The sequence below is a fragment of the Rhizobium sp. FKL33 genome (genome assembly GCF_005222915.1).
Classification (GTDB): Bacteria; Pseudomonadota; Alphaproteobacteria; order Rhizobiales; family Rhizobiaceae; genus Rhizobium_E.
In genome coordinates this window covers 136,530-163,198 of sequence record NZ_STFX01000054.1, presented here as the reverse complement: position 1 = coordinate 163,198, position 26,669 = coordinate 136,530, and the positions used below count along the sequence as shown (strand labels likewise).

The 26,669-nt window shown below is 62.7% G+C and carries 30 protein-coding genes; 18 read left to right on the top strand and 12 right to left on the bottom strand.

The features are described 5' to 3' along the window. Positions 1-3: 3 nt before the first annotated feature. The 3 genes from surE (at position 4) to E8Q41_RS24120 (ending at position 3,040) form a co-directional block, all read left to right on the top strand. Positions 4-768: a 5'/3'-nucleotidase SurE gene (gene surE / locus E8Q41_RS24130; protein ID WP_137158116.1), complete on the top strand. Its 765-nt coding sequence runs from the start codon at positions 4-6 to the stop codon at positions 766-768. A gap of 1 nt (position 769) precedes the next feature. Next, on the top strand, positions 770-1,423 hold the full coding sequence (locus E8Q41_RS24125; protein ID WP_137158115.1) for a protein-L-isoaspartate(D-aspartate) O-methyltransferase: 654 nt from the start codon (positions 770-772) through the stop codon (positions 1,421-1,423). A gap of 144 nt (positions 1,424-1,567) precedes the next feature. After that, positions 1,568-3,040 (top strand): peptidoglycan DD-metalloendopeptidase family protein, encoded by a 1,473-nt coding sequence (locus tag E8Q41_RS24120; RefSeq protein WP_137158114.1) that lies wholly within the window; start codon positions 1,568-1,570, stop codon positions 3,038-3,040. A 70-nt stretch (positions 3,041-3,110) separates the two neighbouring features. On the opposite strand, the gene E8Q41_RS24115 is transcribed toward E8Q41_RS24120, so the two are convergent. Further along, positions 3,111-3,974 (bottom strand): ATP-binding protein, encoded by an 864-nt coding sequence (locus E8Q41_RS24115; RefSeq protein WP_137158113.1) that lies wholly within the window; start codon positions 3,972-3,974, stop codon positions 3,111-3,113. A gap of 199 nt (positions 3,975-4,173) precedes the next feature. On the opposite strand from E8Q41_RS24115, the gene yajC reads away from it, so the two are divergent. The 7 genes from yajC (at position 4,174) to E8Q41_RS24080 (ending at position 10,944) form a co-directional block, all read left to right on the top strand. After that, positions 4,174-4,521, top strand: a complete 348-nt coding sequence (gene yajC, locus E8Q41_RS24110) for a preprotein translocase subunit YajC (protein WP_137158112.1) — start codon at positions 4,174-4,176, stop codon at positions 4,519-4,521. 66 nt (positions 4,522-4,587) lie between these two features. Beyond that, positions 4,588-7,140 carry a protein translocase subunit SecDF gene (secDF, locus tag E8Q41_RS24105; protein WP_137158111.1) on the top strand — a complete coding sequence of 851 codons (2,553 nt, stop codon included), beginning with the start codon at positions 4,588-4,590 and terminating at the stop codon, positions 7,138-7,140. Between the two features lie 3 nt (positions 7,141-7,143). After that, a complete protein-coding gene (locus E8Q41_RS24100) occupies positions 7,144-7,533 on the top strand; it encodes an Mth938-like domain-containing protein (protein ID WP_137158110.1) in 390 nt (129 codons plus the stop codon). A gap of 3 nt (positions 7,534-7,536) precedes the next feature. Continuing rightward, positions 7,537-8,394 (top strand): phytoene/squalene synthase family protein, encoded by an 858-nt coding sequence (locus tag E8Q41_RS24095; RefSeq protein ID WP_137158109.1) that lies wholly within the window; start codon positions 7,537-7,539, stop codon positions 8,392-8,394. 94 nt (positions 8,395-8,488) lie between these two features. Next, positions 8,489-9,682 carry an extensin family protein gene (locus tag E8Q41_RS24090; protein WP_170976599.1) on the top strand — a complete coding sequence of 398 codons (1,194 nt, stop codon included), beginning with the start codon at positions 8,489-8,491 and terminating at the stop codon, positions 9,680-9,682. Between the two features lie 91 nt (positions 9,683-9,773). Next, on the top strand, positions 9,774-10,028 hold the full coding sequence (locus E8Q41_RS24085; RefSeq protein ID WP_137158108.1) for a hypothetical protein: 255 nt from the start codon (positions 9,774-9,776) through the stop codon (positions 10,026-10,028). Positions 10,029-10,125: 97 nt separating this feature from the next. After that, positions 10,126-10,944 (top strand): sulfite exporter TauE/SafE family protein, encoded by an 819-nt coding sequence (locus E8Q41_RS24080; protein WP_137158107.1) that lies wholly within the window; start codon positions 10,126-10,128, stop codon positions 10,942-10,944. Here E8Q41_RS24080 and E8Q41_RS24075 read toward each other — a convergent pair whose 3' ends face one another. The 3 genes from E8Q41_RS24075 to E8Q41_RS24065 are packed head-to-tail and all read right to left on the bottom strand — an operon-like array spanning position 10,945 to position 12,682. Further along, the gene (locus tag E8Q41_RS24075; protein ID WP_137158106.1) at positions 10,945-11,640 is read right to left on the bottom strand and encodes a TIGR02281 family clan AA aspartic protease; all 696 of its coding nucleotides are present in this window, start codon (positions 11,638-11,640) and stop codon (positions 10,945-10,947) included. Beyond that, the gene (locus tag E8Q41_RS24070) at positions 11,640-11,858 is read right to left on the bottom strand and encodes a DUF1289 domain-containing protein (protein WP_137158105.1); all 219 of its coding nucleotides are present in this window, start codon (positions 11,856-11,858) and stop codon (positions 11,640-11,642) included. Before E8Q41_RS24070 ends, E8Q41_RS24075 begins: the two co-directional genes overlap by 1 nt. A gap of 41 nt (positions 11,859-11,899) precedes the next feature. Beyond that, complete coding sequence (locus E8Q41_RS24065) at positions 11,900-12,682, bottom strand: adenosylcobinamide-GDP ribazoletransferase (protein WP_137158104.1); 783 nt, start codon at positions 12,680-12,682, stop codon at positions 11,900-11,902. A 113-nt stretch (positions 12,683-12,795) separates the two neighbouring features. On the opposite strand from E8Q41_RS24065, the gene cobT reads away from it, so the two are divergent. Continuing rightward, complete coding sequence (gene cobT / locus E8Q41_RS24060; RefSeq protein ID WP_137158103.1) at positions 12,796-13,812, top strand: nicotinate-nucleotide--dimethylbenzimidazole phosphoribosyltransferase; 1,017 nt, start codon at positions 12,796-12,798, stop codon at positions 13,810-13,812. A gap of 126 nt (positions 13,813-13,938) precedes the next feature. Then, on the top strand, positions 13,939-14,304 hold the full coding sequence (locus E8Q41_RS24055; RefSeq protein ID WP_137158102.1) for a diacylglycerol kinase: 366 nt from the start codon (positions 13,939-13,941) through the stop codon (positions 14,302-14,304). 25 nt (positions 14,305-14,329) lie between these two features. On the opposite strand, the gene E8Q41_RS24050 is transcribed toward E8Q41_RS24055, so the two are convergent. Further along, the gene (locus tag E8Q41_RS24050) at positions 14,330-15,865 is read right to left on the bottom strand and encodes a HAMP domain-containing sensor histidine kinase (RefSeq protein WP_137158101.1); all 1,536 of its coding nucleotides are present in this window, start codon (positions 15,863-15,865) and stop codon (positions 14,330-14,332) included. Positions 15,866-16,002: 137 nt separating this feature from the next. On the opposite strand from E8Q41_RS24050, the gene E8Q41_RS24045 reads away from it, so the two are divergent. The 4 genes from E8Q41_RS24045 (at position 16,003) to E8Q41_RS24030 (ending at position 18,368) form a co-directional block, all read left to right on the top strand. Continuing rightward, entirely contained in the window at positions 16,003-16,551 is a 549-nt protein-coding gene (locus E8Q41_RS24045; protein WP_170976598.1) for a thermonuclease family protein, read from the top strand. 43 nt (positions 16,552-16,594) lie between these two features. After that, entirely contained in the window at positions 16,595-17,209 is a 615-nt protein-coding gene (locus E8Q41_RS24040; RefSeq protein ID WP_137158099.1) for a glutathione S-transferase family protein, read from the top strand. Next, positions 17,209-17,814, top strand: a complete 606-nt coding sequence (locus tag E8Q41_RS24035; protein ID WP_137158098.1) for a uracil-DNA glycosylase family protein — start codon at positions 17,209-17,211, stop codon at positions 17,812-17,814. The genes E8Q41_RS24040 and E8Q41_RS24035 overlap by 1 nt, the downstream gene beginning before the upstream one ends. A gap of 65 nt (positions 17,815-17,879) precedes the next feature. After that, positions 17,880-18,368: an Lrp/AsnC family transcriptional regulator gene (locus E8Q41_RS24030; RefSeq protein WP_137158097.1), complete on the top strand. Its 489-nt coding sequence runs from the start codon at positions 17,880-17,882 to the stop codon at positions 18,366-18,368. Here E8Q41_RS24030 and E8Q41_RS24025 read toward each other — a convergent pair whose 3' ends face one another. From E8Q41_RS24025 to E8Q41_RS23995, 7 genes are all read right to left on the bottom strand, one after another. Beyond that, positions 18,369-19,070, bottom strand: coding sequence for a DNA alkylation repair protein (locus E8Q41_RS24025; protein WP_137158096.1), 702 nt, complete (start codon positions 19,068-19,070; stop codon positions 18,369-18,371). It abuts the gene before it with no gap. Continuing rightward, the gene (locus E8Q41_RS24020; protein WP_281405318.1) at positions 19,067-19,957 is read right to left on the bottom strand and encodes an NAD(P)-dependent oxidoreductase; all 891 of its coding nucleotides are present in this window, start codon (positions 19,955-19,957) and stop codon (positions 19,067-19,069) included. The genes E8Q41_RS24025 and E8Q41_RS24020 overlap by 4 nt, the downstream gene beginning before the upstream one ends. Positions 19,958-20,035: 78 nt before the next feature. Beyond that, positions 20,036-20,863, bottom strand: a complete 828-nt coding sequence (locus tag E8Q41_RS24015) for a methyltransferase domain-containing protein (protein ID WP_137158094.1) — start codon at positions 20,861-20,863, stop codon at positions 20,036-20,038. A gap of 56 nt (positions 20,864-20,919) precedes the next feature. Continuing rightward, positions 20,920-21,186, bottom strand: coding sequence for an usg protein (locus tag E8Q41_RS24010; protein WP_137158093.1), 267 nt, complete (start codon positions 21,184-21,186; stop codon positions 20,920-20,922). Positions 21,187-21,337: 151 nt separating this feature from the next. Beyond that, the gene (locus tag E8Q41_RS24005) at positions 21,338-22,168 is read right to left on the bottom strand and encodes an ABC transporter permease (protein WP_137158092.1); all 831 of its coding nucleotides are present in this window, start codon (positions 22,166-22,168) and stop codon (positions 21,338-21,340) included. After that, entirely contained in the window at positions 22,165-22,968 is an 804-nt protein-coding gene (locus E8Q41_RS24000) for an ABC transporter permease (RefSeq protein WP_137158260.1), read from the bottom strand. Before E8Q41_RS24000 ends, E8Q41_RS24005 begins: the two co-directional genes overlap by 4 nt. 168 nt (positions 22,969-23,136) lie before the next feature. Next, positions 23,137-23,916, bottom strand: a complete 780-nt coding sequence (locus tag E8Q41_RS23995) for an ABC transporter substrate-binding protein (protein ID WP_137158091.1) — start codon at positions 23,914-23,916, stop codon at positions 23,137-23,139. Positions 23,917-24,216: 300 nt separating this feature from the next. Between E8Q41_RS23995 and E8Q41_RS23990 the strand changes: the two genes are divergently transcribed. Further along, positions 24,217-26,058: an OmpA family protein gene (locus E8Q41_RS23990; protein WP_137158090.1), complete on the top strand. Its 1,842-nt coding sequence runs from the start codon at positions 24,217-24,219 to the stop codon at positions 26,056-26,058. A 136-nt stretch (positions 26,059-26,194) separates the two neighbouring features. Continuing rightward, a complete protein-coding gene (locus tag E8Q41_RS23985; protein ID WP_137158089.1) occupies positions 26,195-26,647 on the top strand; it encodes a hypothetical protein in 453 nt (150 codons plus the stop codon). Positions 26,648-26,669: the final 22 nt, after the last annotated feature.

The window sequence follows — 26,669 nt, the reverse complement described above, 5'->3', positions numbered from 1 at the left end:
CCCATGCGGATCCTCTTGACCAATGACGATGGCGTCCATGCCGAAGGCCTCGCGGTGCTGGAACGCATCGCCCGCACGCTGTCGGACGACGTCTGGATCATTGCGCCGGAGACCGATCAGAGCGGGCTCGCTCATTCGCTGACCCTTTCGGAGCCTTTGCGGCTCCGGAAGATTTCCGACAAGCATTTCGCGCTCCGCGGCACGCCGACCGATTGCGTCATCATGGGCTGCAAGGAAGTGCTGCCGGGCAAACCGGATCTGGTGCTTTCGGGCGTCAACGCCGGCGCCAACATGGCCGACGATGTCACCTATTCTGGCACGATCGCCGGCGCAATCGAGGGCACGCTGCAGGGCGTGAAGTCTTTCGCGCTCAGCCAGGCCGCAGCCTATGTCGACGGCGAGCGCGTCACCCCCTGGGAGATCGCCGAGCTCTATGCGCCGGACCTGATCAAAAAGCTGATCGACGTCGACATGCCCGCCTGGACGCTGATGAATCTCAACTTCCCCAATTGCGCGCCTGCGGACGTCAAGGGTGTGGAGGTGACCTCGCAGGGCAAGCTCGATTTCGGCGTCAATGTCGAGCGGCGCATCGACGGACGCGGTTTCCCCTATTACTGGCTGAAATTCGACAATCGGCAGGGCGATTTCCGCGAGGGCACCGATATCCATGCGCTGAAGGCCGACAAGATTTCGGTGACGCCGCTCAAGCTCGACCTGACCGATTACAGCCTGCTCGACCGGATCGACCAGGCGCTGAAGGACGGCTGACATGCCCCAGAGCGTGAGCAGCAAGGAAGGATTTGCCGCTCTTTGCCTCAGGCTGCGCGCCCGGGGCGTCACCAGTCCCGAACTGCTCAATGCCATCGAGCAGACGCCGCGCCATCTCTTCGTGCCCTCGGATTTCATGGCCAATGCCTGGAGCGCGCGCACCCTGCCGATCGAATGCGGTGCGGTGATGGAGGGCGTGGATCTCGCCGCCATGCTCATCGATCTCCTCAAGCTCAAGCCCAGCCATCGCGTGCTGGAAATCGGCACCGGCAGCGGCTTCACCGCCGCCGTGATGGGGCGTATCGCGGAAAGAGTGCTGACCATCGATCGCTATCGCACCCTGGTCAATCTCGCCCAGGAGCGCATGGACAAGCTCGCGCTGCGCAACGTCATCGTCCGCCAGGCCGACGGCAATGTCGGGCTGCAGGGCGAGGGCACCTTCGATCGCATTCTCATCACCGCCGGCTTTTCCGCCTTTCCGCGGATCTATGCCGAGCAATTGGTGTCCGGCGGCGTGATGCTCGCGCCTGTGCTGGGAGAGGACGGCGTGGCCCGCATGATCCGTCTCGTGAAGGCCGGCAGCCGTTTCGAACGGGAAGATCTTTTCGAAACACCCTTCCAGCCGATCGTCCAACAGGTCGCGCAGACCCTGTGACGCAGGGCTTTGAGCCCTGTTGCAAGATATTGTTAAGGTTATCGTTTCCTAGATTTATTTCAATGAATCCCTCGCGGTTAACCGCCCGGTAACTCTAACGCGCTTTAATCATAGCCAAGGTAATGCGTTGCACGGGTTGCAGTCATGCGTAGCTATGAAGTCGTAAAGTCCAGAATGTCTTCCATCCGTTTGGTTACGGTGTTGCTCCTCGCCGGCGCGGCGACGGGTTGCAGTTCGGATGTCACGCGTTTCGACAGCCTGTTTTCCCGATCGCGGACGGACACGCTGACGACCGCATCCGTTCCCCACCGGGTCAACGCCGTCAACGGCAAGGTGCCGACGCCCAGAGCCAACATCGCCAATGGCGATGTCTATGGCAATGATGCGACGAACCAGCCCTATCCGGGTCAGCCCTATGACGCGCTTCGGACCAGCACGGTTCCGGCGGCTCCGTCCCGCGTCCAGCGCGCTGAGTTGAGCGCGCCCGGCCAGGGCGGGGAGCGCGTGGCGCTCGCCCAGCCGATGCCGGCCCGCCAGGTGATGACGCTCGACAGCCAGCGGAACGCCGATCCGATCCGCACCGGCAGCGCCAAGTCGATCTGGAAGGTCACCAGCCGGTCGCCGCGCGTCGAGATCAAGAGCGGCCAGACGCTTTCGGGCCTTTCGGCGAGATACGGCGTGCCGCAGCGGGAAATCCTGCGCGCCAACAATATGGAAAGCGCCGCCGACCTGAAATATGGCCGCACCGTCGTGATCCCGGTCACCGATTCCGTGGCGCAGGCCATGCCGCCCGCAGTCGAAGGCTCCAAGAAGGTCCCGGTTCCGGGTAAGGCCCCGGCCCAGGAGCAGGCCGCGCTTCCCGCCTCGCTGCAGGACAAGAAGAAGGCCGTCGACGCCAAGCTCGCCGATGCCGGCGACGCTCCCGATGGCGCAGGCTATGTCGTCAAGCCGGGCGATTCGCTCGCCAAGATCGCCCGCGCCAACAAGGTGAGCATCGAGGCGCTCAAGAGAGCCAACGGCATGCAGGTCGCCGATATCCGCATCGGCCAGAAGCTGGTCATCCCGGCCGCCGGCGCCGTAGCCGCTGATCCGGTCAAGACCGCAGCCGTTCCGGAAGGCCAGGCCGTCAAGCAGGCGACCGCCGCCAAGCCGAAGACCTATACGCCGCCCGCGGCCGAGAAGAGCGTCGCCGAAGTGCAGAAATCGTCCGACAACGGCGAGGACGCTCCTGACGCCACGGGCATCGGCAAGTTCCGCTGGCCGGTTCGCGGCGCGGTGATCGCCGGTTACGGCCAGAACGTCGACGGCGCCCGCAACACCGGCATCGACATTTCCGTGCCCGAAGGCACGCCGGTCAAGGCGGCTGAAAACGGCGTCGTCATCTATTCCGGCAGCGGCCTCAAGGATCTCGGCAACACGGTTCTCGTCCGTCACGATGACGGCACCGTCACCGTCTACGGCAATGCCGCGGCGCTCAACGTCAAGCGCGGCGACAAGGTCACCCGCGGCCAGGTCATCGCCAATTCCGGCATGAGCGGCGGCGCCAAGCGTCCCAAGCTTCACTTCGAGGTCCGGCAGAACGCCGTGGCCGTCAACCCGATGACGTTCCTCCAGTAAGTTGTGCGTCGGAGGATCGCGCGTGAGAAGCCCGGCCCCTCAGCCGGGCTTCCTTCGTTTCCGGTAGATCTCAAAGCGTTTGCCGCAGACGCCCCGCGAGATCCTGGATGAACTGCCAGGCGACGCGGCCGGAGCGCGAACCGCGCGTCGTCGCCCATTCCAGCGCCTCCGCATGCATCTGCTCGCGTGCGGCCGTGAGCTTGAAATAGTCGGCATAGCCGTCGATCATCGCGAGATAGTCGTCCTGGCTGCATTTGTGGAAGCCGAGCCACAAGCCGAAGCGATCCGACAGCGACACTTTCTCCTCGACCGCCTCGGACGGATTGATCGCGGTGGACTGCTCGTTTTCGATCATGTTGCGCGGCAGGAGATGCCGCCGGTTGGACGTCGCATAGAAGACGACATTGTCGGGCCGCCCCTCGACGCCGCCGTCCAGCGCCGCCTTCAGAGACTTGTAGGACGTGTCGTCATGGTCGAAGGAGAGGTCGTCGCAGAACAGCATGATCCGCTCGCCGCTGGTCTTGAGGATGTCCATCAGCGCCGGAAGGGTGTCGATATCCTCGCGATGCACCTCCACCAGTTTGAGCCGGATCGACAGCGCGTCGTTGACGGCGGCATGCACCGCCTTGACCAGCGAACTCTTGCCCATGCCGCGCGCGCCCCAGAGCAGCACATTGTTGGCCGGAAAGCCCGCGCCGAAACGCTCGGTGTTGTCATGCAGAATCGACTTCACATGATCGACGCCCTTGATGAGCGAGAGATCGACGCGGTTGGGTCGGGCGACCGCCTGCAGCGCCAGGCGCTCCGGCGCCCAGACGAAGCAATCCGCCGCCGCCCAGTCGACCACGGGCGCCTTGGGACCGGCGCTTCGTTCCGCCGCATCGGCCAGTCTTTTCAATTCGGTGAGGATCGCGGCGAGGATTTCGTCGTTCATCGTGTCGCTCCTTTTTCCTGTGAGGGAGGCAGCTAACATGCGGGGCAGGGGCCCGAAAGGTCGGAAGCGGGTGAAAACGTCGGTTTACGAATGGTTATTTCCAACGCCGCTGTTGCATTGACAGGCCATCTTCCTATATTCCGGCGGCCAGAAAACCGGCCATATCAGGCCGTCCAAGTTTCATCGTCGGGAGTATCAGATGATTTTCACGGAAGCCTTCGCGCAGTCGGCAACGTCGCAGTCCTCGCCGCTGGGCGGCGGATTGGACATTCTTCTTCTCTTCGTGCCGATGATGGTGGTCTTCTATTTCCTGATTTTCCGGCCGCAGCGCCAGCAGGTCAAAAAGCGCGAGGAAATCCTGAAGAACATCCGTCGCGGCGACCAGGTTGTGCTCGGCGGCGGTCTCGTCGCCAAGGTCACCAAGGTCACCGAAGGCCAAGACGAGATCGAAGCCGAAATCGCCGAAGGCGTGAAGGTCCGCGTCGTCCGCGCCATGATCGCGGAAGTCCGCGTCAAGGGCGAGCCCGTGGCCGCGAACAAGCCCTGATATTTTGACGGCGCGGTCTCCGCGCCGTTTCGCATTTTCGCCTGACGGAACCATATCGAGACGCTCATGCTGTATTTTTCGCGCTGGAAAGCCATCGCCATCTGGCTCGTGACGCTGGTCAGTATCCTGATCGCCGCTCCGAACTTCATCCCCAAGGATGTGCTTGCCGGCATGCCGTCCTGGTTCCCGAAGACGACGATGACGCTGGGCCTCGACCTCCAGGGCGGCTCGCATATCATGTTGCAGTTGGACCGCAACGACATCCTCAAAGAGCGCATGGACACAGTGCTCGACGATGTTCGCGGCAATCTCCGCAAGGCCTCGATCGGCTATACCGGTCTCGCCGCCCGCGGCCAGCAGGTGACCTTCAAGCTGCGCGACGCCAGCCAGATCGACGCCGCCAAGGAGGCGCTGAAGGATCTCACCCTGCCGGTGAGCGTCGGCGGTTTCGGCGGCTCCTCGATCCAGGAAGCGCGCGTCAGCAACACGGCGGATGGGACCTTCACCGTCGAACTGACCGACGAAGGCCTGAACTATCGCGTCCAGTCGGCCGTGTCGCAGTCGATCGAAGTCGTGCGTCGGCGCGTCGACGAACTCGGCACGACCGAACCGCTGATCCAGCGTCAGGGCGCCGATCGCATCGTGGTGCAGGTGCCGGGTCTCGATGATCCGCAGCGCCTCAAGTCCATCCTCAACAAGACCGCCAAGCTGACCTTCCACCTCGTCGACAATTCGATGCCGGTGCAGGAAGCCATGAATGGTCGTCCGCCGGCCAGCTCGGAAATCGTCTATTCCAACGACGATCCGCCGGCGCCGTATCTTCTCCAGAAGCGCGCCATCCTGACGGGTGAAAACCTTGTCGACGCGCAGCCGGGCTTCAATCAGCAGAACAATGCCGCCATCGTGTCGTTCCGCTTCGATTCCGCCGGCGCGCAGAAGTTCGGCCGCATCACGCAGGAGCATGTCGGCGAGCCCTTCGCGATCGTGCTCGACAATCAGGTGATCACCGCGCCCGTCATCAACGAACCGATCCTCGGTGGCGCCGGACAGATTTCCGGCAATTTCACCGCCCAGAGCGCTTCCGACCTCGCGGTCCTGCTGCGCGCGGGCGCGCTGCCTGCGACCCTGACCGTGGTCGAAGAACGCACCGTCGGCCCGGGCCTCGGCGCCGACTCGATCCGCGCAGGCTTCATCGCCGGCGTGATCGGCCTCATCGCCGTCATCGCCTTCATGCAGTTCTTCTATGGCACGCTGGGCGCGATCGCGTCCGCCGCCATGGTCATCAACGTCGTGATGATCATCGCCATCCTGTCGATGCTGGGCGCGACGCTGACCTTGCCCGGCATCGCCGGCATCGTCCTGACCATCGGTCAGGCTGTCGACTCCAACGTGCTGTTCTATGAACGCTTCCGCGAAGAGGTGAAGGCCGGCAGGCCTATCACCCAGGCCATGGAGACCGGCTTCAACAAGGCGTTCGGCACCATCATCGACGCCAACCTGACGACGTTGATCGCCGCCATCATCCTGTTCTACATGGGGTCCGGCCCGGTGCGCGGCTTCGCCGTCACGCTGTCGATCGGCATCATCACCACCGTGTTTACCGCTTACACCGTGTCGCGCCTGATGATCTCCATCTGGCTGCGCCGCACCCGTCCGAAGGCGCTGCCCAAGGGTGTGCGCACCGGCTTCTTCGATTTTGCGCAGATCCGTTTCATGAGCGTGCGCAAATGGACCTTCGGCGCATCTCTGGTCTTGGCTATCGCCTCGGTCGCAGGTTTTGCGACCAAGGGGCTGGAACTGGGCATCGATTTCACCGGCGGCTCGATGATCGAGCTGAAGGCCAAGCAGGGCGACGCAAATCTCGGCGATATCCGCAACCGTCTCGGCGAACTCAATCTCGGCGGCGTGCAGGTGCAGGGCTTCGGGGATCCGAGCTCGGTGCTGGTGCGCGTCCAGAGCCAGGACGCCGGCGAAAACGCCGAGCAGTCCGCCGTCAACAAGATCCGCGGCGAGCTGAGCGACGATTACGATTTCCGTCGCGTCGAAGTGGTCGGTCCGTCCGTGTCGGGCGAACTGGCGATGACGGGCGCGATCGGCGTCGGCCTCTCGCTGCTCGCGATCATGGTCTATATCTGGTTCCGCTTCGAATGGCAGTTCGCGCTCGGCGCCATCGTCGCGACCCTGCACGACCTGTTGCTGACCATCGGCCTCTTCGTCTTCACCGGGCTGGAATTCGACATCACCAGTATCGCGGCGATCCTGACCATCGTCGGTTACTCGCTGAACGACACCGTCGTGGTCTATGACCGAATGCGTGAAAATCTCAGACGCTACAAAAAGATGCCGCTCGAGCTCCTGATCGACACCTCGATCAACTCGACGCTGTCGCGCACCATCCTGACCTCGGTCACGACGATGATCGCGATTGCGGCGCTGGTGCTGTTCGGCGGCGAGGTCATCCGCGGCTTCACCATCTCCATGCTGTTCGGCGTTCTCGTCGGCACCTTCTCCTCGATCTACATCGCCGCGCCGATCCTTATCCTCTTCAAGCTTCGGTCGGATGCGTTCGACAAGAAGGACGAGAAGGATGAAAAGGCCGGCGAAGCGCAGGCGGTGTAAAGCGTGGCCAGAGGCATCATCATCCGCGAGCAGCATTTCCCGGGACGGGCGCCGATCGACGCTTACGGCAATGGCGGCTTCCGTTTCGCGGATATGAGCCATCGCGGCTCGATCCTCTGCCTGCCTTCGGGCATCTATGGCTGGGATGTCGCGGACGGAGCCGATATCGACGAGGCGAGCCTTGCGCGCGTGTTGTCCGAGGCGGCCGAGATCGAGGTGCTGCTCGTCGGCACCGGCAAGAACCTGATGCCGCTCAAGCGTCCCCTTCGGGAGGCGCTCAAGGAGGCGCAGATTTCCGCCGACCCCATGTCGACCGGGGCGGCGGTGCGCACCTTCAACATCCTGCTCGCCGAAAACCGCGCGGCAGCCGCCGCCCTGATCGCCGTGGAGTGAGCCATGGCCACGGGCCGCGACGAAGCCTATGAGGCGTGCCTGACCACGCTGCGCTCGACCGATCTCGATCGCTATCTCGCCTGCCTGCTGATGCCCGAGGAAAAGCGCGGCGCGGTCGCGGCCCTCTACGCCTTCAACGCCGAACTGGCGCGGGTGCGCGACGTGGTGCGCGACCCCTTGCCGGGTGAGATCCGTCTGCAATGGTGGCGCGATCTCGTAGAAGGGCAGGGCGCGGGCGACGCCATGGCCAATCCGCTCGCCGCCGGCCTCATACACGCCATCGAAGAACACAAGCTGCCGCGGGCAGCGCTCGCGGCCATGACGGAAGCGCGCATCTTCGATCTCTATGACGACCCCATGGAAAGCCGGAGCATGTTCGAAGGCTATGCCGGCGAGACATCGTCGGCGCTGATCCAGATGACCACCCTGATCCTGGCCCCCGACGCCGCGCCGCAACTGGCCGACGCCGCCGGCCATGCGGGCATCGCCCAACTCGTCGCCGGCGTTCTCCTGCTGACGCCGCTGCATCGGCGTCGCAGTCAGGTCTATCTGCCCGCGGACATCCTTTCCGCCACCGGCCTGACCGCTCCGGCTTTCCTCGAAGGCGAGAGCCCCGCCGTCGCCCACGCTATCAAGGCCTTCATCGGCTACGGCCGCGATCATCTCGCCTCCGCCCGCGCGGCGGCGAAAGGCAAGCTGGCCCAGCCCGCAGCCGACGCCTATCTGCCGGTCGCACTGGCGCAGTCTGTGTTTGACAAGGCCGAAAAGCTCGGCCCTGCCTGCTTGTCCGAGCCTCCGGTTTCGCCGCAATGGCTCAGAATGTGGCGCCTGTGGCGGGCCCATCGCCGCGCCGCCTTCTGATTGTCCTGTGGGAAGATAGCCGGCTTTACGCTCTGCTAACCCTTTCGGCCTTAAACTGAGCAATCGCATCGGAATTTGGCCGACGGATGAGACTATGCGTATTGCGTTCTGCATCACTTGGAGCCGGCGTCTTCTGACGGTCGGCGTCGCCGTCGCGCTGACATCCTGTTCGGGTGATCTGACGCCGCCCGCCGATATCGGCTCGGAAACCGTCTCCAGCGTTAAGGTGACCCGGCAGACCCGCCAGGCCACCTATGCCGCGCCAGCCAATCCAGCGCAGACGACCGAAAACGTCGATCCCTATCTCGATCAGCCCAACCTGGCCGGCGTGGGAGATCCGGGCCAGGATCTGTCCTCATCGACGGACCAGCCGCTTGTCGACGCCGCCCCCGAGGCGAGCCAGCCCATGCCTTCCAACGCGCAGGCGATGACCATTCCCGAACAGGGCGTCAATATCGACGACAGCCTCGGCGTCGCCCCCGTCGGACTTGCGGAAGAACAGGCGCGAGACATCGCCGAGGGCACGACGTCCCAACCGGTCGTCGCCGGTCTCGGCACGGATGAGCTCGTCGACATGTCGGCGCCATCGGCTCCCCAGACGGTGCCGTTCGACCAGGCGCGGGAGGCGAACCAGATCACGCTTCCCAGCCGCCGTCGGGAGGAGCCTGAGCAGCAGGTGGCCTTCGTGCCGCGTTTTTCGGATCCGATGCAGGTCCCGGAATCCTATGGCGGCTTGACCAAGGCGGACAAGGCCTGCCGGCAGGATCTTCAGAAGCTCGGCGTCCGCTTCGAGGACATTCCGCCGATTTCCAACGGCCCCAGTTGCGGCATCGCTCACCCGATCCTCGTCAGCGGCTTTTCCAATGGCGTGCAGTTGAAGCCGGCCGCCAAGCTGAACTGCAACGTGACCCGCGCCTTCGCCAAATGGGTGCGCAACGAGCTCGTGCCGGCCGCCCGCTATCGCTATTTCTCAGGCATCAAGACGATCCATCAGATGTCGTCCTATTCCTGCCGCAAGATGAATTCCCGCTCCAACAATCCCTGGTCCGAACATGCGCGCGGCAACGCCATCGACATCGGCAAATTTGTGCTGAACAACGGTAAGGAAATCGACGTGCGCAAGAAGGGCTTCTTCCAGTTCCGCGAAAAGGGGCTGCTGAAGACCGTTCGCGAGGATTCCTGCCGCTACTTCACCACCGTGCTCGGACCCGGCGATCCCTATCACGGCGATCACTTCCACTTCGATCTGCGCGCCCGCAAAAAGGGCTATCGGCACTGCAGCCTGTAAACCTTCGCCACAATCGTTAAGATTTTATATGTCGCCATGAACAGTCCTTAATGGCGGCGCGTTATGTTGGCGACAGATAGAGTTCGCCGCCATGACCCAGACATCAGTTTCAAGACTTTACAAAATCGCCAAGCCCACGCTCCTTGCCGCCGCTCTCCTGCTTCTCGGGGGCAAGTGGTATGCCTATGTCGCCCATGCTGACAGCCCCTTCGACGATTTCGGCTCGAGCCTCAACGCCTTGATGCCCGGCCCCATCAACAAATACGGCTGCGACATGCTCAAGAAGCGCTTCGGCAACCTGCCCATTCCGCCGCGCGGATGCGATGTCGACGGACAGTGGAAGTAACCGAAAAGCGAGCCGCAGGACGGTTTGGCCCTGCTTGCGGCTTGTCGCGCTGACGTTTGAAGCTTAGCGCAGGTCTCCTGATCGCAGGAGGCTCGCCATGCCCGAATTGTCCGAACTCATCGTCTTCGCCCTTGCGCTCGTCGCCGCGGGCGTCGTGTCCGGTTTGCTGGCCGGCCTGTTCGGCGTCGGCGGCGGGGCTATACTGGTGCCGGTCTTCTATCAGGTGTATGGTCTGCTCGGCGTCGCGGATGCGGTCAGAACCCATGTCGCGGTCGGCACTTCTCTGGCCATCATCGTCCCAACCTCGATCCGGTCGTTTCGCGCCCACAAGGCCCGCGGCGCGGTCGACATGGAGATCCTCAAGGGCTGGGCCCTGTCCGTCCCGGCCGGCACGGTCGCAGCGGCGTTGATCGCGGCCTATGTCTCGGGCGCCGAACTCCGCGGCATCTTCGCGGTCCTGTCCATGCTCATCGCCATCCGCATGTTTCTCAATCGCCAGAGCTGGCGGCTGGGCGACGACCTTCCGAAGGGCGCGCTGAATGCCGGGGCGGGCTTCGGCATCGGCCTGTTCTCCGGCCTGATGGGCGTCGGCGGCGGCGTGTTGTCGAACCTCTGGATGACGCTGTTCGGGCGCTCCGTGCACCAGTCGGTCGCCACCGCCTCGGGCGTCGGCGTGCTCATCTCCATTCCCGGCCTGATCGGCTATGTCTGGGCAGGCTGGGGCGAACCGTTCCTGCCGCCATTCTCGACGGGATTCGTCAACTGGATCACCGTGGCGCTGGTCATGCCGATGACGCTTCTGGTCGCGCCCTATGGGGTGAAGCTCGCCCATGCGCTCGACAAACGGCAGCTCGAAATCGGCTTCGGCCTGTTTCTGACCGCCGTGTCGCTCCGTTTCTTCGTCAGCCTCGCCTGATCAATCGCGGAGCTTCAACTCGTCGCCTTCGAAGGAGAAGGAGCTGAGCGTCTGCAAGAAGCTCATGCCGAGCAGGCTCTCGTCCATGCGGCCCCGTTCGGCCACGCCTGCGCGGATATTGGTGCGTTCGATTCCGCCGATGCTGAGCGAGGGAATGGTCACCGGGGCCATCATCGCCTGACCGTTGGCGGTCATCACGGGCGAAGTGAACGACAACCCGGCCATGTCGACGCCGGCGCGCTCGGCGTCCTCATAGGTCAGCGCGATCATGCTCGCGCCGGTGTCGACCATCATCGGCACGCTCTTGCCGTTGATCGACACATTGGCCTGGAAATGGCCGTTGCTCGCTTTGTAGAGCACGACCGTGTTGAAGCCCTGCGCATCCGTATAGGTGGAAGCGCGGCCGGGAATGAGGCCGGCCGTCAGCCGAGACGCCACGTCCTGCGCGTCGTTGCGGTAGAGATAGACGGTGACCAGCGCAAGCGCGATCAGCGACCAGATCGCCAGGCTGCGCACCGCCTGTCCGAGATTGCGCTGGCTCGCCAGCACGCCGGAGCCGATCAACGCGGCGATCATGCCGTATTTCACCAGTTCGGCGATCTCGTCGCCATCCATGTTAAAGCTGTCGGGGGCGAGCGCCATGGCTCCGATCAGCAGGACGAGGCCGATGATGATGGCGATCAACAGACGATGCATCAGACTTTGCTCTCCCGCGCCATGCGCGTGCGCCGCGTTTCGCGGCGCGGTTTGCGTTCCATGGTTTCCAGCCGAGCGGGAAGCGACGCCATGATGGCGCGCCGTTCCTCGCTCGAATAGAGCGTCCAGGCGCCGATCTCGTTGCGGGTCCGCCCACAGCCGAAACAGTAGCCGGTCTTGTCGTCGATCGAACAAACGAGAATGCAGGGAGATTCCATGGCAAGCCTTCAGATGCGCGTCGCGTCAGATATGGTGTTTGTCAGGTCAGGAGCGCAAGAGCAAGCAGCGCAGCGATCTCAGACAATTGCTGCGTCGCCCCGATCGTGTCGCCGGTCTGCCCGCCGAGACGATTGCGCACATAGCGGCTGAAGCCCGCCGCCGCCGCCGCCGCCGCCGCCATCGCTCCTAGAGCCTCGAGCGGCCCGGCCGCCGCTCCGATCAGGAGGGTGGCGATGATAGCGGCGGAAACGGTGGAGAAGAGCGCGCTCGCCCCATCCGGGCCGCCCATCGCCACCGCCAGCCCATCCGTCCGCGCCGGCGGAAGAACGCGCCAGTGCCAGACCATTGCGGCCCTGCTGAGCGCTGCGACAGCCAGGAAAGTCGCGAGGGTCGCGAGCGGCCCTAAAGCAGCGGCCACGGCCGCAAGCGCGCTGGCCCTGAGGCCATAGGAGAGTATCAACGCCGCCGCCCCGAACGAGCCGATCCGGCTGTCGCGCATGATGGTCAGCGCGCGTTCGCGATCCCGCGTCGCGCCCAGCCCATCGGCGGCGTCGCTGAGTCCGTCCTCATGCAGCGCGCCCGTGGTCATGGCGATGACGGCATAGGCGAGAAAAGACGCGGCCAGCGGTTCCAGACCGACGCCGAGCGTCAGCGCAAGAACGACGCCCGCCGGCGCAGTCACGACCAGCCCGGCCAGCGGGAAGGCGCGCGACGCCTGCGTAAGCGATCCGTCATGGCCTTCGAAGAAGCGGTCGGGCACCGGCAGCCGGCTCAGAAAGCCCGTTGCGCGCGCGGTGTCCACGACCAGATTTGCTTCAGTCATCAAACTCATTCCTTTGCGACCGGCTGCGGCGTCATGAAGGTTGCCGCTTGCGGTGACTGCGGATAATAGGGACGCATCCGTCGCCGGAAAAGCAAAAACAGGAGACCTGGTTTATGAGCGTGAGCGGCCTGCCATTCGACGATTTCCGCAATCTGATCGCCAATCTGCCCGGTCCCGACAGCATGGCGCTCGTTGCGGCCCGCGATCGCGACAGCCAGTTGACCAAGCCGCTCGGCTCGCTCGGACGCCTCGAGGAGATCGCCTATTGGCTCGCCGCCTGGACCGGTCGCAAGCCGTCGGTCAATCGCCCGCTCGTTGCGATCTTCGCCGGCAATCACGGCGTCACCAAGCAGAAGATCACCCCCTATCCGCCTGAGGTCACCAAACAGATGGTGGCGAATTTTTCGAACGGCGGCGCCGCGATCAACCAGATCTGCGCCACTTATGATCTCGGGCTGAAGGTCTTCGATCTCGCGCTCGATTATCCGACCGCCGACATCACCGAGGAAGCCGCGCTCTCCGAGCGCGATTGCGCCGCCACCATGGCTTTCGGCATGGAAGCCATCGCCGGCGGCACCGATCTGCTCTGCCTCGGCGAAATGGGCATTGGCAACACCACCATCGCCGCCGCCATCAATCTCGCGCTGTATGGCGGAACGGCCGAAGACTGGGTTGGCCCCGGCACGGGTTCCGAAGGCGAGGTGCTGAAGCGCAAGATCGCCGCCGTCGAAAAGGCCGTGGAACTGCACAAGGATCATCTCTCCGATCCGCTCGAAATTCTGCGCCGCCTCGGCGGACGCGAGATCGCGGCCATCGCCGGCGCGATTCTCGCCGCCCGCATGGAGCGCATTCCGGTGCTGCTCGACGGCTATGTCGTGACCGCCGCCGCCGCCATCCTGAAAGCCGCCAATCCCTCGGCGCTCGATCACTGCCTGATCGGCCATGTCTCCGCCGAGCCCGCGCATATGAAGGCGATCGAAAAGCTCGGCAAGACGCCGCTTCTGGCGCTCGGCATGCGGCTGGGCGAGGGCTCGGGCGCGGCGCTCGCCGCAGGCATCGTCAAGGCCGCCGCCGCCTGCCATGCCGGCATGGCGACATTCGACAGCGCGGGCGTCAGCAACAAGGCCTGATCCTGCGCGGGCGCAGGCTTCGCGACAGCATCGCCTTGCTAAAGAACATTCTCGGATGTTTGTGATTCCGCGGATGACGGCGCCGAACAGGCGCGCGATCGTGAGGTTGTGACGGGAGACATGCGCATGGAAGCGCCGGAAGAAAAGAAGACGGGTCTGGCGCATCTTTTCGCCGCCGCCAGCTATTCGCTGGCCGGCTTTCGCCGTGCGCTGGGCGAATCCGCCTTCCGGCACGAAATCATCATGTTTGCAGCGGCGCTTGCGCTGTTCGCCTTCGTCGGCGCGACGCTTTCGGAATTCCTGATCCTGGTCATCCTCTTCCTGATCCTGTTCGGCTTCGAAGCGCTGAACACTGCCGTCGAGGAACTGGTCGACCGTGTGTCGCCGGAAGTGTCCAAGACCGGCAAGCACGCCAAGGATCTCGGATCCTTCGCCGTCTTCTGCATGCTGGTGGCGGTGGGGCTCTATATGGCCTGGGTCGTCTTTCTCTGAAGACGCCCGGTCTCTTCGCCTCCGATCAGGCGAAGCTCTTCTTCTTGCGATCGACGGCGGAGGTTTCCTCCACGGCCGGCACCGTCTGCAGAACGCGCTTGGCGGGCAGGATGGCGATGCATTCGGTGCCTTCGCGCAGCTTGGATTTCAGATAGAACTGGCCGTCATGCTTGTGCAGCAGCGCCTGCACGATCGGAAGGCCGAGACCTGTGCCCTGTTCGGCGCTCTTGATGGCGATCGAGCCCTGGCCGAAGGCCGAGAGCACCACGGGTATTTCCTCTTCGGCGATGCCGGGACCATTGTCCTTGATCGAAACATATTGACCGCCCGACGCCGTCCAGCCCGCCTTGACGACGATCTCCCCGCCCTGCGGGGTGAATTTCACGGCGTTGGAAAGGATGTTGAGCACGATCTGCCGCACCGCCTTCTCATCCGCCCAGATCGACGGCATCGACGGCTCGTATTGCTCGACGATCCGGATGGATTTCGACTTCGCGCGCAGTTGCACCATGCCGATGCAGTCTTCGGTGATGTCGACCAGCTGCACGGCTTCTTCGTTGAGCTGATAACGTCCGGCCTCGATGCGCGAGAGATCGAGGATCTCGTTGATCAGATTGAGCAGATGTTGGCCCGACGTGTGGATGTCGCCGACATATTCCTTGTAGGTTGGGTTGTTCAGCGGCCCGAGCACTTCGGTGGCCATGACCTCGGAAAAGCCGAGAATGGCGTTGAGCGGCGTGCGCAGCTCATGCGACATCGAGGCGAGGAAGCGGGATTTGGCCAGATTGGCCTCTTCGGCGCGACGACGCGCCTCGTCCGACATCGATTTCGCCACTTCGAGTTCGGCGATCAGGTCGTCCTTTTCCGACTGGAAGGACATGACCCGGATGTTCGAGCTATAGAGCTGGCTGGTGATGAACACGAAAAAAATCAGCGACGTGGTGAACACCGCCGTCAGCGCCACATCGGTCGGCGCGCGCGAGCTGAACGACATATAGGCCAGCGCCGCGACCACGGGCAGGAATGTGCTGAGCGTCGCGCCCCGCAGCATCGATTGCGCCATCGACGTCGCCGACAGAGCCAGAATCAGAACCGCGCTCTTGAAGTAGAAGAACGAATCGACCCCGCATGTCTGGCAGCCGAGAACCGCGAACCAAGCCCAGCAGAAACCCACCGGAATCTGCGCGGCGATCAGCGCGCGACGCCAGCGCGTAACGTTTTCGGTGGTGATCTTACTGCGACGCGCGCGGGCCGTGACGAGAAGATGGATCGAATGAACGCCGAGGCTCGCCAACATCCAGTCGAACAGATTGATATTGGTGAACAGCGAATTGGCGAAAAGGCTGATCACGATCACGAACAGTGGCAGCGCGGCGGCGCTGATCTGGATCGAGGACAGGTGGAGGGCGAGAAGCTCCTTGTCGAAAGATCCTGCCGCGCCTGAATTGGTCTGCAGCCGTTCACGCGTGGTTTTCACCGCCCTGGCCACGTCCTTGTTACGGGAGACGCGGGAGCGATCCACGATGATTTTGTCTGGAGACAAACTGGCTTTCTGACTCATGACCCAAAACTGGCATATGCGATTTAGGAATGAAGAATATCTCTTATTCGTTAAGAAGATGCTGCCTCGCTAAGCTTTCGTTTGCCATGTCGCATTCCCCCGGGCTACCGCGCGATGGCGACAAAAAGGATGAAAATATGAGACTCGTCAGGGACTTGCTTCTCACTGTCTGCTTCCTGACCCTAATCGGCCTCATCGCGATGAAGCTGGAGCGGGACGACGCCGAACGCCTCGGCGGCGCGTTCAGGGTGGTGGATGGCGACAGCCTCGATCTCGATGGGCGCAAGCTCAGGCTGAGGGCGATCGATGCGCCTGAACTCGCACAGACCTGTTTTCGCGATGGTCTCGCCTGGCCCTGCGGCGCCGAGGCGCGGGAAGCGCTGAAGCGACTCATGACCCGAAAGGGTGTTGTCTGCTCGGGCGATCGCACCGACAAATATCGTCGGCTGCTGGTCGAATGCGCTGCGTCCGGCGAGGATCTGAACGCCGCCATGGTCCGCTCCGGCATGGCGGTGTCGTTCGGCGGCTACCAGCCGGAGGAGAGCGAGGCCCGGCAGGCGCAAAGGGGCATCTGGGCAGGCGAATTCGAACGGCCCTCCGATTGGCGCAAGGGCCACCGCCACGCCATGGCCGATGAGAAGGAGCATGGCGGCTCCTTCCTTGCGCGGCTTTTCGACCTTCCTTAAACAAAAGACGCCGATCGCCTCAACGCCAGCGCAGGATAGACGCATGAAACTCTATGATTCCGATTGGGCGCCCAATCCGCGCCGGGTTAAAGCCTTCCTCGCCGAGAAGGGCGTGACGGTCGAACGAGTGGAGGTGGATCTCAAATCCGGCGCTCATAAACATCCTGATTTCGCGCGGCTCAATCCGCTGCACAGGGTGCCCGTGCTCGAGCTGGACGACGGGACCTGCATTTCGGAATCGGTGGCGATCTGTCGCTATGTCGAGGAGCTCCATCCCGAGCCGCCGCTTTTCGGTCGCGATGCGCGGGAAAGGGCGCTGGTGGAGATGTGGAACAGGCGGATCGAGCTTGGCGTCTTCGCCCATATCGGCGCCGCCTTTCGTCATGGACACCCGGGCATGGCCGTGGCGGAACAGCCGCAGGTCAGGGAATGGGCAGAGGCGAACCGCCCCAAGGCCCTCGACGCGCTGCGTTTCCTCGATCGCCATCTGGATGGCGGACCATGGCTTGTCGGTGACTATTTCTCCATAGCCGATATCACATTGCTCGTGGCGTTCGACTTTTTGAAAGCGGCCCGACTTTCCTGTCCTGAGGACTGCGCTGCCCTTCTCGCCTGGCGCGAGCGGATCGGCGCGCGCCCCGCCGCCGCGATGGCGTGATGGATGCGATCGATGCGCTGGCGGCGGACATCGCCCGCTGTCGTCTTTGCCGGGATGATCCCGCCGGAGGCCAGGGGCGGCGCTTGCCGCATGAGCCGCGCCCGGTGGCGGTTCTCTCAGGCCGGGCGCGCGTCCTCATTGCCGGCCAGGCGCCGGGGCTCAGGGTGCATGACAGCGGCCTGCCGTTCAACGACGCCTCGGGCGACCGGCTTCGCCACTGGCTGGGCGTCGGCAGGGAGCAGTTCTACAACGAAGACAATTTCGCCATCCTGCCGATGGGGTTCTGCTTCCCGGGTTACGACAAACACGGTTCCGATCTTCCGCCGCGTCGCGAATGCGCGCCGCTCTGGCGGGCTCGCGCGCTCGCCTTGATGCCGCAGGTCGAACTCGTGCTCGCCATCGGCGCCTACGCGCAGTCTTGGCATCTCGGCCGCAAACAGCCCATGACCGACACGGTGCGCGACTGGCGCGGTCATCTCGAAAGCGGCGTGCTGCCGCTCCCGCATCCGAGTTGGCGCAACACAGCTTGGCTGAGGCGCAATCCATGGTTCGAGACCGATCTGCTCCCGGAATTGCGCACGCGTGTTTCCCGGTGGATTATCTGATTGACCGTCTGTCATTTTATGGAAAACATGCAATTATGTGAAAAATTATTCCTCTGGGGGCGTAAATGGACCGGCTCGATAGAAAAATCTTGAGGCTTCTACAAGAGGACTCGACGCTGGCCGTCGCGGATCTCGCCAAGAAGGTCGGCCTGTCCACCACGCCCTGCTGGCGGCGTATCCAGAAAATGGAAGAAGACGGCGTCATCAAGCGACGTGTCGCGATCCTCGATCCCGGCAGGGTCAACACCAAGGTCACCGTCTTCGTGTCGATCCGCACCAACTCCCATTCGATCGAATGGCTGAAGCGTTTCTCTGAAGTGATTGCCGAATTCCCGGAAGTGGTTGAATTCTATCGCATGAGCGGCGATGTCGACTATCTCCTGCGCGTGGTGGTGCCCGACATCGCCGCCTATGACGCTTTCTACAAGCGCATGATCTCCAAGATCGAGATCCGCGACGTCTCCTCGGCTTTTGCGATGGAGCAGATCAAATATACGACGGAACTTCCGCTCGACTACATGATCCTCGAACAGCCGAAGAACCACGAGGAATAATCAGTCGCGCCTGGCGAGGCGTTTGTAGACCGCCTCGCTCTCGAGTTCGCGCAGGGCGTCCTTGCCGATCCAGCGCACCGTTTTGTCCGCGCTCTCCGCCAGCTCTTCCGCAAGCGTCCGCGCCGCCGCGTGACAGCCGCGGTTGCGCTTGCCGATTTGCCGGAGCGCCCAGTTGACGGCCTTGCGCACGAAGTTGCGCGGATCGCGGGCATGCGCCTGGACAAAAGCGAGCCAGCCGATCACGTCTTCATCAGGCAATGTCTTCTGGTGCACGGCGCCCCAGCAGATCATCGAAAAGGCCATGCGGCGCGTAAATTCGCGATCGTCCGCGGCAAATTCCGGAATGAGCAGCGGCCCGTGGCCCGCCAGCATGATCGGCTCGTTGACAGCGTCGACCAGTTCCCAGGAATTGCAGTCCGCCGTCCAGGCCCGCGCCTGATCGACATTCATGCGAACAGGTTCTTCAGTGAAGGCGGCCAGCAGCCGCGCTTCGCGGATATTGCTTTCCCAAAGGGCCAGCGCACGCTCGTGATTGCGGCCGATCTTCCGGCCAAGCGTCCGGAGATCGGTGTTGGAGACGCCCAGCGCCGTCTCCGTGACGATGCCGAACCGGGCCATGCCGGCGGCCGTGTCGGGATTGGCCATCGCCTTGAGCGCGGCGATGACCTCGTTCGCATCGGATGTTTTGGCGAGCCCGCTCATTTCTCCAGACGGGCGAGCAGCGACGAGGTGTCCCAGCGATTGCCGCCCATGGCCTGCACATCGCCGTAGAACTGGTCAACCAGCGCCGTCACCGGCAGCTTCGCGCCGTTGCGACGGGCTTCGTTGAGGCAGATGCCGAGATCCTTGCGCATCCAGTCGATGGCGAAGCCGAAATCGAATTTGCCTTCGTTCATGGTCTTGTGGCGGTTTTCCATCTGCCAGGAGCCGGCGGCGCCCTTGGAAATGACGCTCACCAGGTTTTCCACGTCCAGCCCGGCCTTCTTGGCGAAATGGATGCCCTCAGCGAGGCCCTGAACGAGCCCGGCGATGCAGATCTGGTTGACCATCTTGGCGAGCTGGCCGGAACCGGCGGGGCCCATCAGGCCGACCATGCGGGCATAGGCGTCGATGACGGGCTTGGCGCGCTCGAACACGTCGGGCCTGCCGCCGCACATCACCGTCAGCACGCCGTTTTCTGCGCCGGCCTGGCCGCCGGAGACGGGCGCATCGATGAAGAAGGCGCCGCGCGCTTCCGCCGCCGCTTCCAGCTCACGGGCGACTTCAGCGCTCGCGGTGGTGTTGTCGATCAGGATCGCGCCGGGCTTCATCGACGACAGGCAGCCGTCGGGGGCCGTGGTGACCGAACGAAGGTCGTCGTCATTGCCGACGCAGGTGAAGACGAAATCCGCGTCCCTGGCAGCCTCCGCCGGGGTCGGCGCGAATGCGCCGCTGAACTGAGCCGCCCATTTCTCCGCTTTTGCCGTGGTGCGGTTATAGACTGTCACCTCATGGCCGCCCTTGACCTTGAGATGGCCCGCCATGGGATAGCCCATTACCCCAAGCCCTATAAACGCCGCCTTCGCCATGAAAAAACTCCCGCATTTCAGATGAACTGCGGGAGGTTTAGAGGATTGGAAGAGGTTGGGAAAGGGCGGATTGCACCCGATCAGGCAGTTTGAGAACAATCAGTCGGCGCGCTTCTTCGCCGTCACCAGATGCCCCGCGATCGGCGCGCCGTCTTCCAGCCGCACGGTGATGTCGACCATCTCCACCACGTCGAAGCCGGCTCCGTCGAGCGCGCGGGCGACATAGCCGCTGGCATGGGCGAAGCGCTGGTGGGGACCGACCATGAAGTCGCGGCCCTGCAGCGTGTCCTCGGGCAGCGTTTCGGAGGAGAAGATGAAATGGCCGCCTGAGGTCATATTGTCGGCGACGCCGAAGAACAGTTCTTCGAGAAAGCCGAGATAGGGCAGCACGTCGGTGGCGGTCACGAGATCGAAGGGGCCGTCCTCGTTGTCTTCTAGATAGTCGGCGGCCTCCGAGACATAAAGCGTCTCGTAGAGATCCTTCTCATGGGCGATCTCGACCATGTTTTCGGAAATGTCGAGGCCGGTGATGTCCTCGACGATATCGCGCAGCGCGCCGCCGGTCAGGCCCGTGCCGCAGCCGAGGTCGAGCATCTTCTTGAACGGGCCGAGGCCGAGCGCCTGGATGCGCTGGCGCGTCAGCATCGGCACGCAATATTCGAGCTGGTCGACGAGAATGCTCTCGAAGGCTTCGGCATGCTGGTCGAACAGCGTGGCGACATAGGCGTCGGGCGCCTTCGGCGGCGTGTCTCCAAGCCCCATCGAGGCGAGACGGACGGCCGCGCCGCCGTGATCGTCCGGGTCGAGCGCCAGAACCTTTTTATAGGCTTCGGCCGCTTCAGGGAACTGGCCCGATTTTTCGAGCGCCAAAGCCTTGTTATAGGCGTCCGCGAGCGCCTGTTCGTCGATCTTCTTTTTCTTGGCCATCACTCGCCGTCCTTCGCCCGTGTTTGAGGGGCTCATACGGCTGATGGCCTCCAAAATCAATGCAGGATCATCTCGCCCTTCAGCGCCCGCCATTCCGTCGGCGTGATCAGCTTGTTATGGACATAGCGGACGGAATGCAGCGCGCCGTCGAGCTTTGTCCGCCAGAAAGCGAGAAAATTCATCATCTCGGGAAAGTCCGGCGCGAGATCGTAATGCTGCCAGATATAGCTCTGCAGCAGGCTGGGATGATCGGGCATGCGATAGATGATTTCGGCTGTGGTGAGGCCGTAGCCCTTGAGCCGCATGTCGAGTTCTTTGTGCATGGCAACCTCTTAATGTTTGAGTTCCCTGAGCTTGCCGTTCCATTGAACGCCTGCATGGTTGACCAAAGCTTAAGAAATTGCGTGGTTTATGACATTTCTGTGAAAAATCAGAGGGTTGGCAGCATATCTCCCCGAGTGCTGCCAACACTTCCTATCGCTTGAGATGGCGCGTCAGCCGCGCTTCCAGCCAGTTCCAGAGGTTCCGGAGCGCTTCCACGATCACCAGATAGATGACCGCCGCCCAGATATAGATCTGGTAGTCGAAGGTGCGGGAAAAGGCGCGTCGCGTTTCGCCCATCACGTCCAGCACGGTGACGATGGAGACGATCGCCGATGCCTTGATCATCAGGATGATCTCGTTGCCATAGGGCCTGAGCGCCACGATGATCGCCTGCGGCAGGATCACCTTGCGATAGGCGTGGAAGCGATTGAGGCCGAGGGCATGGCAGGCCTCCACCTGTCCGCGCGCCACGCTTTCGATCGCGCCGCGCAGGATTTCCGCCTGATAGGCGGCGGTGTTCAGCGCGAAGGACAGGATCGCGCAGTAATAGGCTTCCCGGAAGAACCACCAGAGTCCGAGGCCTTCCCAGAAGCTCTTGAAGCTGCCGAAGCCGTAATAGACCAGGAAGAGCTGGGCGATCAGCGGCGTGCCGCGGAACAGATAGACATAGCCGTAGGACAGCGTCGACAGCAGCCTGTTGCTGCTCATGCGGGCAAACGCGATCGGCAGCGACAGGATGGCGCCGAGGATGATCGACACGGCGACCAGTTCCAGCGTGATCATCAGGCCGGACAGCAGCTTGGGCGCGTAGCGGGCGAATTTGTCGCCGCTGAACCCTTCCACCATCGAAAAGCCGGCGGCGATGATGGCCGCCAGCCAGACGCCCATGAACACGATGCCGGCCAGCCGCTCCAGCGTGAAGGCGCGCGGCGGGGCGGGCGGGGCGGGCTGCGGCGGGATCAAGTCGTGCGCGATGCTCATGTCCGGACCTCCGCCTGCTTGGCCTTCCGTTCGATCCAGGAAAAGACAATCGAGGAGAGAATGGCGAGAAACAGATAGAGGATGCAGGCATTGCCGTAGAAGAAGAAGGCCTGCTTGCTGACCCGGGCGGCGATCTGCGTCTGGCGCATGATGTCGGAGAGACCGACGATCGAGACAAGCGCCGTGTCCTTGAGCAGCGTCATCCAGAGATTGCCGAGGCCGGGCAGGGCGATGCGGATGAGTTGCGGCAGCACCACCAGCCGCATGGTCTTGCCGCGCGACAGGCCGACGGCATAGCCGCCTTCATACTGGCCGCGTGGAATGGCCTTGAAGGCCGATTGCAGCACTTCGGCGCAATAGGAGGAGAACACCACGCTGAGCGCCATCATGCCGGCTGCGAAGGCGTTGATTTCCACCGGCCCTTCATAGCCCATGCCGGCCAGCGCCGATTGCAGCGCCTGCTGCAGGCCGTAATAGATGATGAACAGGGTCAGCAGCTCGGGCAGGCCGCGAAACAGTGTGATGTAGATATCGGCGGCGCGGCGCAGATAGGGTTCCTGCGACTGCTTGGCGAGCGCCAGAAAGAAGCCGAGCAACAGGCCGAAGGGCAGGGTGCAGACCGACAGCGACGCCGTGACATAGAAGCCGAAAGCGATCTCGTCGCCCCATCCGGTCGCGCCGCAGGCGAGCAGCGATTTCGACAGAAACAGATTGAACACGCCGACGGGGCCGCACAGCGGATCCACCGTCGCCAACACCGGATGCAGCAACGCCCAGATGGCGCCGAACAACGCATCGATGCCAGCCGAAATGGAAGCGAGGAGAGACACGCTGCTCTCCGCCGTCGAGACGGCTTCTCCCTGCATTCTTTTCCCCTTTGTTCCCTTTTCGGGATTTCTCGCTCTTCTTGTCAGACAAAACGGGCGGGAGAGCAAGTCTCCCGCCGCGTTTCAGCATTTTGCCTGTGATTATTCGCCGTAGACGTCGAAGGGGAAGTACTTGGCGTTGATTTCCTTGTACTTGCCGTTGGCGCGGATGGCGGCGATGGCGCCGTTCAGCTTTTCGCGCAGCGCGTCGTCGCCCTTGCGGACGGCGATGCCGGCGCCTTCGCCGTTGATCTGCGGATCGACCGGCAACGTGCCGAGGATCTTGCAGCATGCGCCGTCTTCGGTCTTCAGCCATTCCGAGAGAACCACGACGTCGTCGATCACGGCGTCGATGCGGCCGTTGGCGAGGTCGAGCTTATACTCGTCCGCGGTCGGATAGAGCTTGAGCTCGGACTTCTTCATATGCGCTTCGGCATAGTTGGAATGGGTGGTCGAGGACTGCGCGCCGAGCACCTTGCCGTCGAGGCCGGCTTCGCTGGCTTCCGTGATCGGCGAATCCTTCGGCACGGCGATGGCCGGCGGCGTGTTGTAGTATTTGACGGTGAAGTCGACCTTTTCCTTGCGCTCGGGCGTGATCGACATGGAAGCGAGGATGGCGTCGAACTTCTTGGCCTGGAGCGCCGGGATGATGCCGTCCCAGTCATTGGTCACGAAGGTGCATTCGGCCTTCAGCTCTTCGCAGAGCGCTTTGCCGATATCGATGTCGAAACCGGTCAGCGTGCCGTCGGCTTCGAGATTGTTGAAGGGAGGATACGCGCCCTCCGTGCCGATCACGATCTTGTCGGCGGCGAAGCTTGCGCCGGAGAAAGCGGCGACGACCGAAACGGCCGCGGCTAGGGTCAGGCGACGAGCGATTTTCATGAGTTTCCCCTGTATGCGATGCGGGCGTTGCGCCCGACGGTTGTTCGTGGACGCTTTTTCATAGCGCCTCGCCTTGAAATAATGGTCCTTTTCCGCAGCGAATTGCAACACCCAAACATAAGCTCATCCAGATGAATGTTGCCGGCCGTATTTATGAATGGGAACTGAACCGTCGGTTCAGTGTTGATAAAGGGCAGATTTCGTAAGTCTGGCGGCAAGGCCGGGATGGAAACATAAAATGGCCTCGAATCGAATGCGATTCGGAAAACACAACAACACGAAGCGCGAGGAAACAGTCTAATGGCGTTACGACACAAGCTTTTGGCCACGGCGGCGATTCCGCTGATCGCCTTGACCGGACTTTCTCCCGTTCAGGCTGCGCCGATCCCGCAATCGGTGTTGTCTGCGCCGCAGACAACGGACGCGACGCAGGTGCAGTCGGAAGAGGAACTGTTGCAACAGCAGAAGGAGCAGCGTCGCCAGGAGCGTCAGCAACGGCAACAGGAAAAGCAACAGCGTCAGCAGGAGCGCCAGAAAAACCAGCAGGATCAGGATCAGGATCAGCAGCAGCAGCGCGAACAACGGCAGCAGGAAAAGAAGCAGCGTCAACAGGAGCGCCAGCAGCAGGATCAGGAAGATCAGCAGCGCCAGCAGGAGCGTCAGAAACAGCGCCAGGAGCGTCAGCGCCAGCAGCAGGAAGAGCAGCAGCAACAAAATGACGACGCCCAGCGCCAGAAGGAGCAGCGCCGTCAGGAGCGCAAGCGTCAGCAGCAGGAAGAACAGCAGGGCCAGCAGCAGGACGAGAACCGCGACAATCGCAAGCGCAACAACGCCGAAGGCCAGGGCGAGGTCAAACCCGTGATCGAGGATCAGGGGCAGGACAAGCCTCGCAAGCGCAACAACCAGACAGAAGAAAACGGTTCGCAGTCGAATGAGGCTGAAAAGCCGCGGAAGCGGAACAACGGTTCGATCGAGGAGATCCAGACCGAGAAGCCGCGCGACGCCAATAACGACGGCGAAAATCGCGGCGAGCCCAAGCGCCTGCCGGTGAAGAACGGCGCCGCGGTGCTGGACAGTGAAAAGGACGCCGACAACGGCGACGAAACCGCCCGCGAGCGTCGTCGTCGTGAGCGCCAGGAGGCCGAACCGGTGCGTGCGCCTCGCTCGGATCGCGAAGCGCAGGCTGGCTTCAAGGATGCTGACGGCAAACCCATCCGCGTGCGCCCGGCGCTAGAGGAAAAGGGCGACCGGATCACCGGCTTCCAGGGTTACGACCTCGGCGAAGGCCGCAGGTTGAATGATCGCGACAGTCGCGTGATCATCAAGCTGGGCGATCGCGTCATCGTCCGCGATGACGATCGCGATCGCCTGGGCCGCCGCGGCGACACCCGCTATGAACGACTGGCCAACAATCGCGTTCGTGAAGTGGTGGTGCGCCCCGACGGAACCCGGATCGTGACAATCCGCAACCGCTATGGCGAAATCATCAAGCGCACGCGCATCGAAAGGGCTGGGCGCGAAGTGGTGATCTTCTACTCTCCGGTTCTTGATCTCGGCCGCGCCGATAGACTGTATCTGCGCGACCCGGGCGTCCGTTTGCCGCCGATGCGCCTGACCATTCCGGTCGAGGATTACATCATCGATGTGTCGAAGGAACCGAACCGGAATTACGTCGAGTTTCTGGAAGAGCCGCCGGTGGAGCCGGTCGAACGCGTCTATTCAGTCGACGAAGTGAAGTATTCGGCGCGTATCCGCGACAAGGTTCGCCGCATCGATCTGGATACGATTACCTTCGACACCGGCAGCTGGGACATTTCGATGAATCAGGCCTCGTCGCTGAAGCGCGTCGGCGCTGCGATCCGGGAAATTCTCGACAAGGATCCGGGTGAAACCTTCCTGATCGAAGGTCATACGGATGCCGTAGGCTCGGACGAATCCAACCTCGTCCTTTCCGACCGTCGCGCGGAATCGGTAGCCGAGGTGCTGTCGGACATGTTCGATATTCCGGCGGAAAACCTGGTCACCCAAGGCTATGGCGAACGTTATCTCAAGATCAACACCGAAGAAGCCGAGCGTGAAAACCGCCGCGTCACCATCCGCCGCATCACGCCGCTGGTGCGTCCGGTCGCCCAGGCGGAATAATCCTGCGGTTGTTGTGAAAAACTGCGCCGGGGCCCCAGGCTCCGGCGTTTTTGCATGCAAAGGCAATTGCGACGCGAGCCACATTCACGCAAGCTTGATCCGCTAGCCGTGAGAGCGATGATGCTGGAGTGGGCCGATGGTTTTGGCGATTTGGGTGGTTATTCTCGGAGCCGCCTTGAGTTTCTTCTATTGGGCAACGGGCTTCGTACGCAAAAGCGAAGCGGACGAACGGTTCGACGCAGGTCTTGCTGTCCTGGAATTCGCGCGCGCCTATCCCAATGAAGCCATCCGAAATCTGGTGATGAGTTCCGATGGCGATATGGTGTTTTTGAGATTGTGGACCGGCGGCGCAGGCTGCATGCGCCGTGTTTCCAACCGCTATCTCTGCACGCTGATCGATGCCGAACGCGTCACCCTGTCGCCAACCCAGGATCCAAAGACGATCTCGATCGATTTTCACGATCACCCGGCGTTGACCGGGTCCTTTTCCTTCAGAAACGAGAAGGATGCTGCGGAAGTCTCGCTCTGGCTTCTGGGATCCGTCGCGACCCGCATCGACCGGGATGCCGAACCGAGCGCCACCATCTGAGCGCCCGGTAATTTTCCGAATA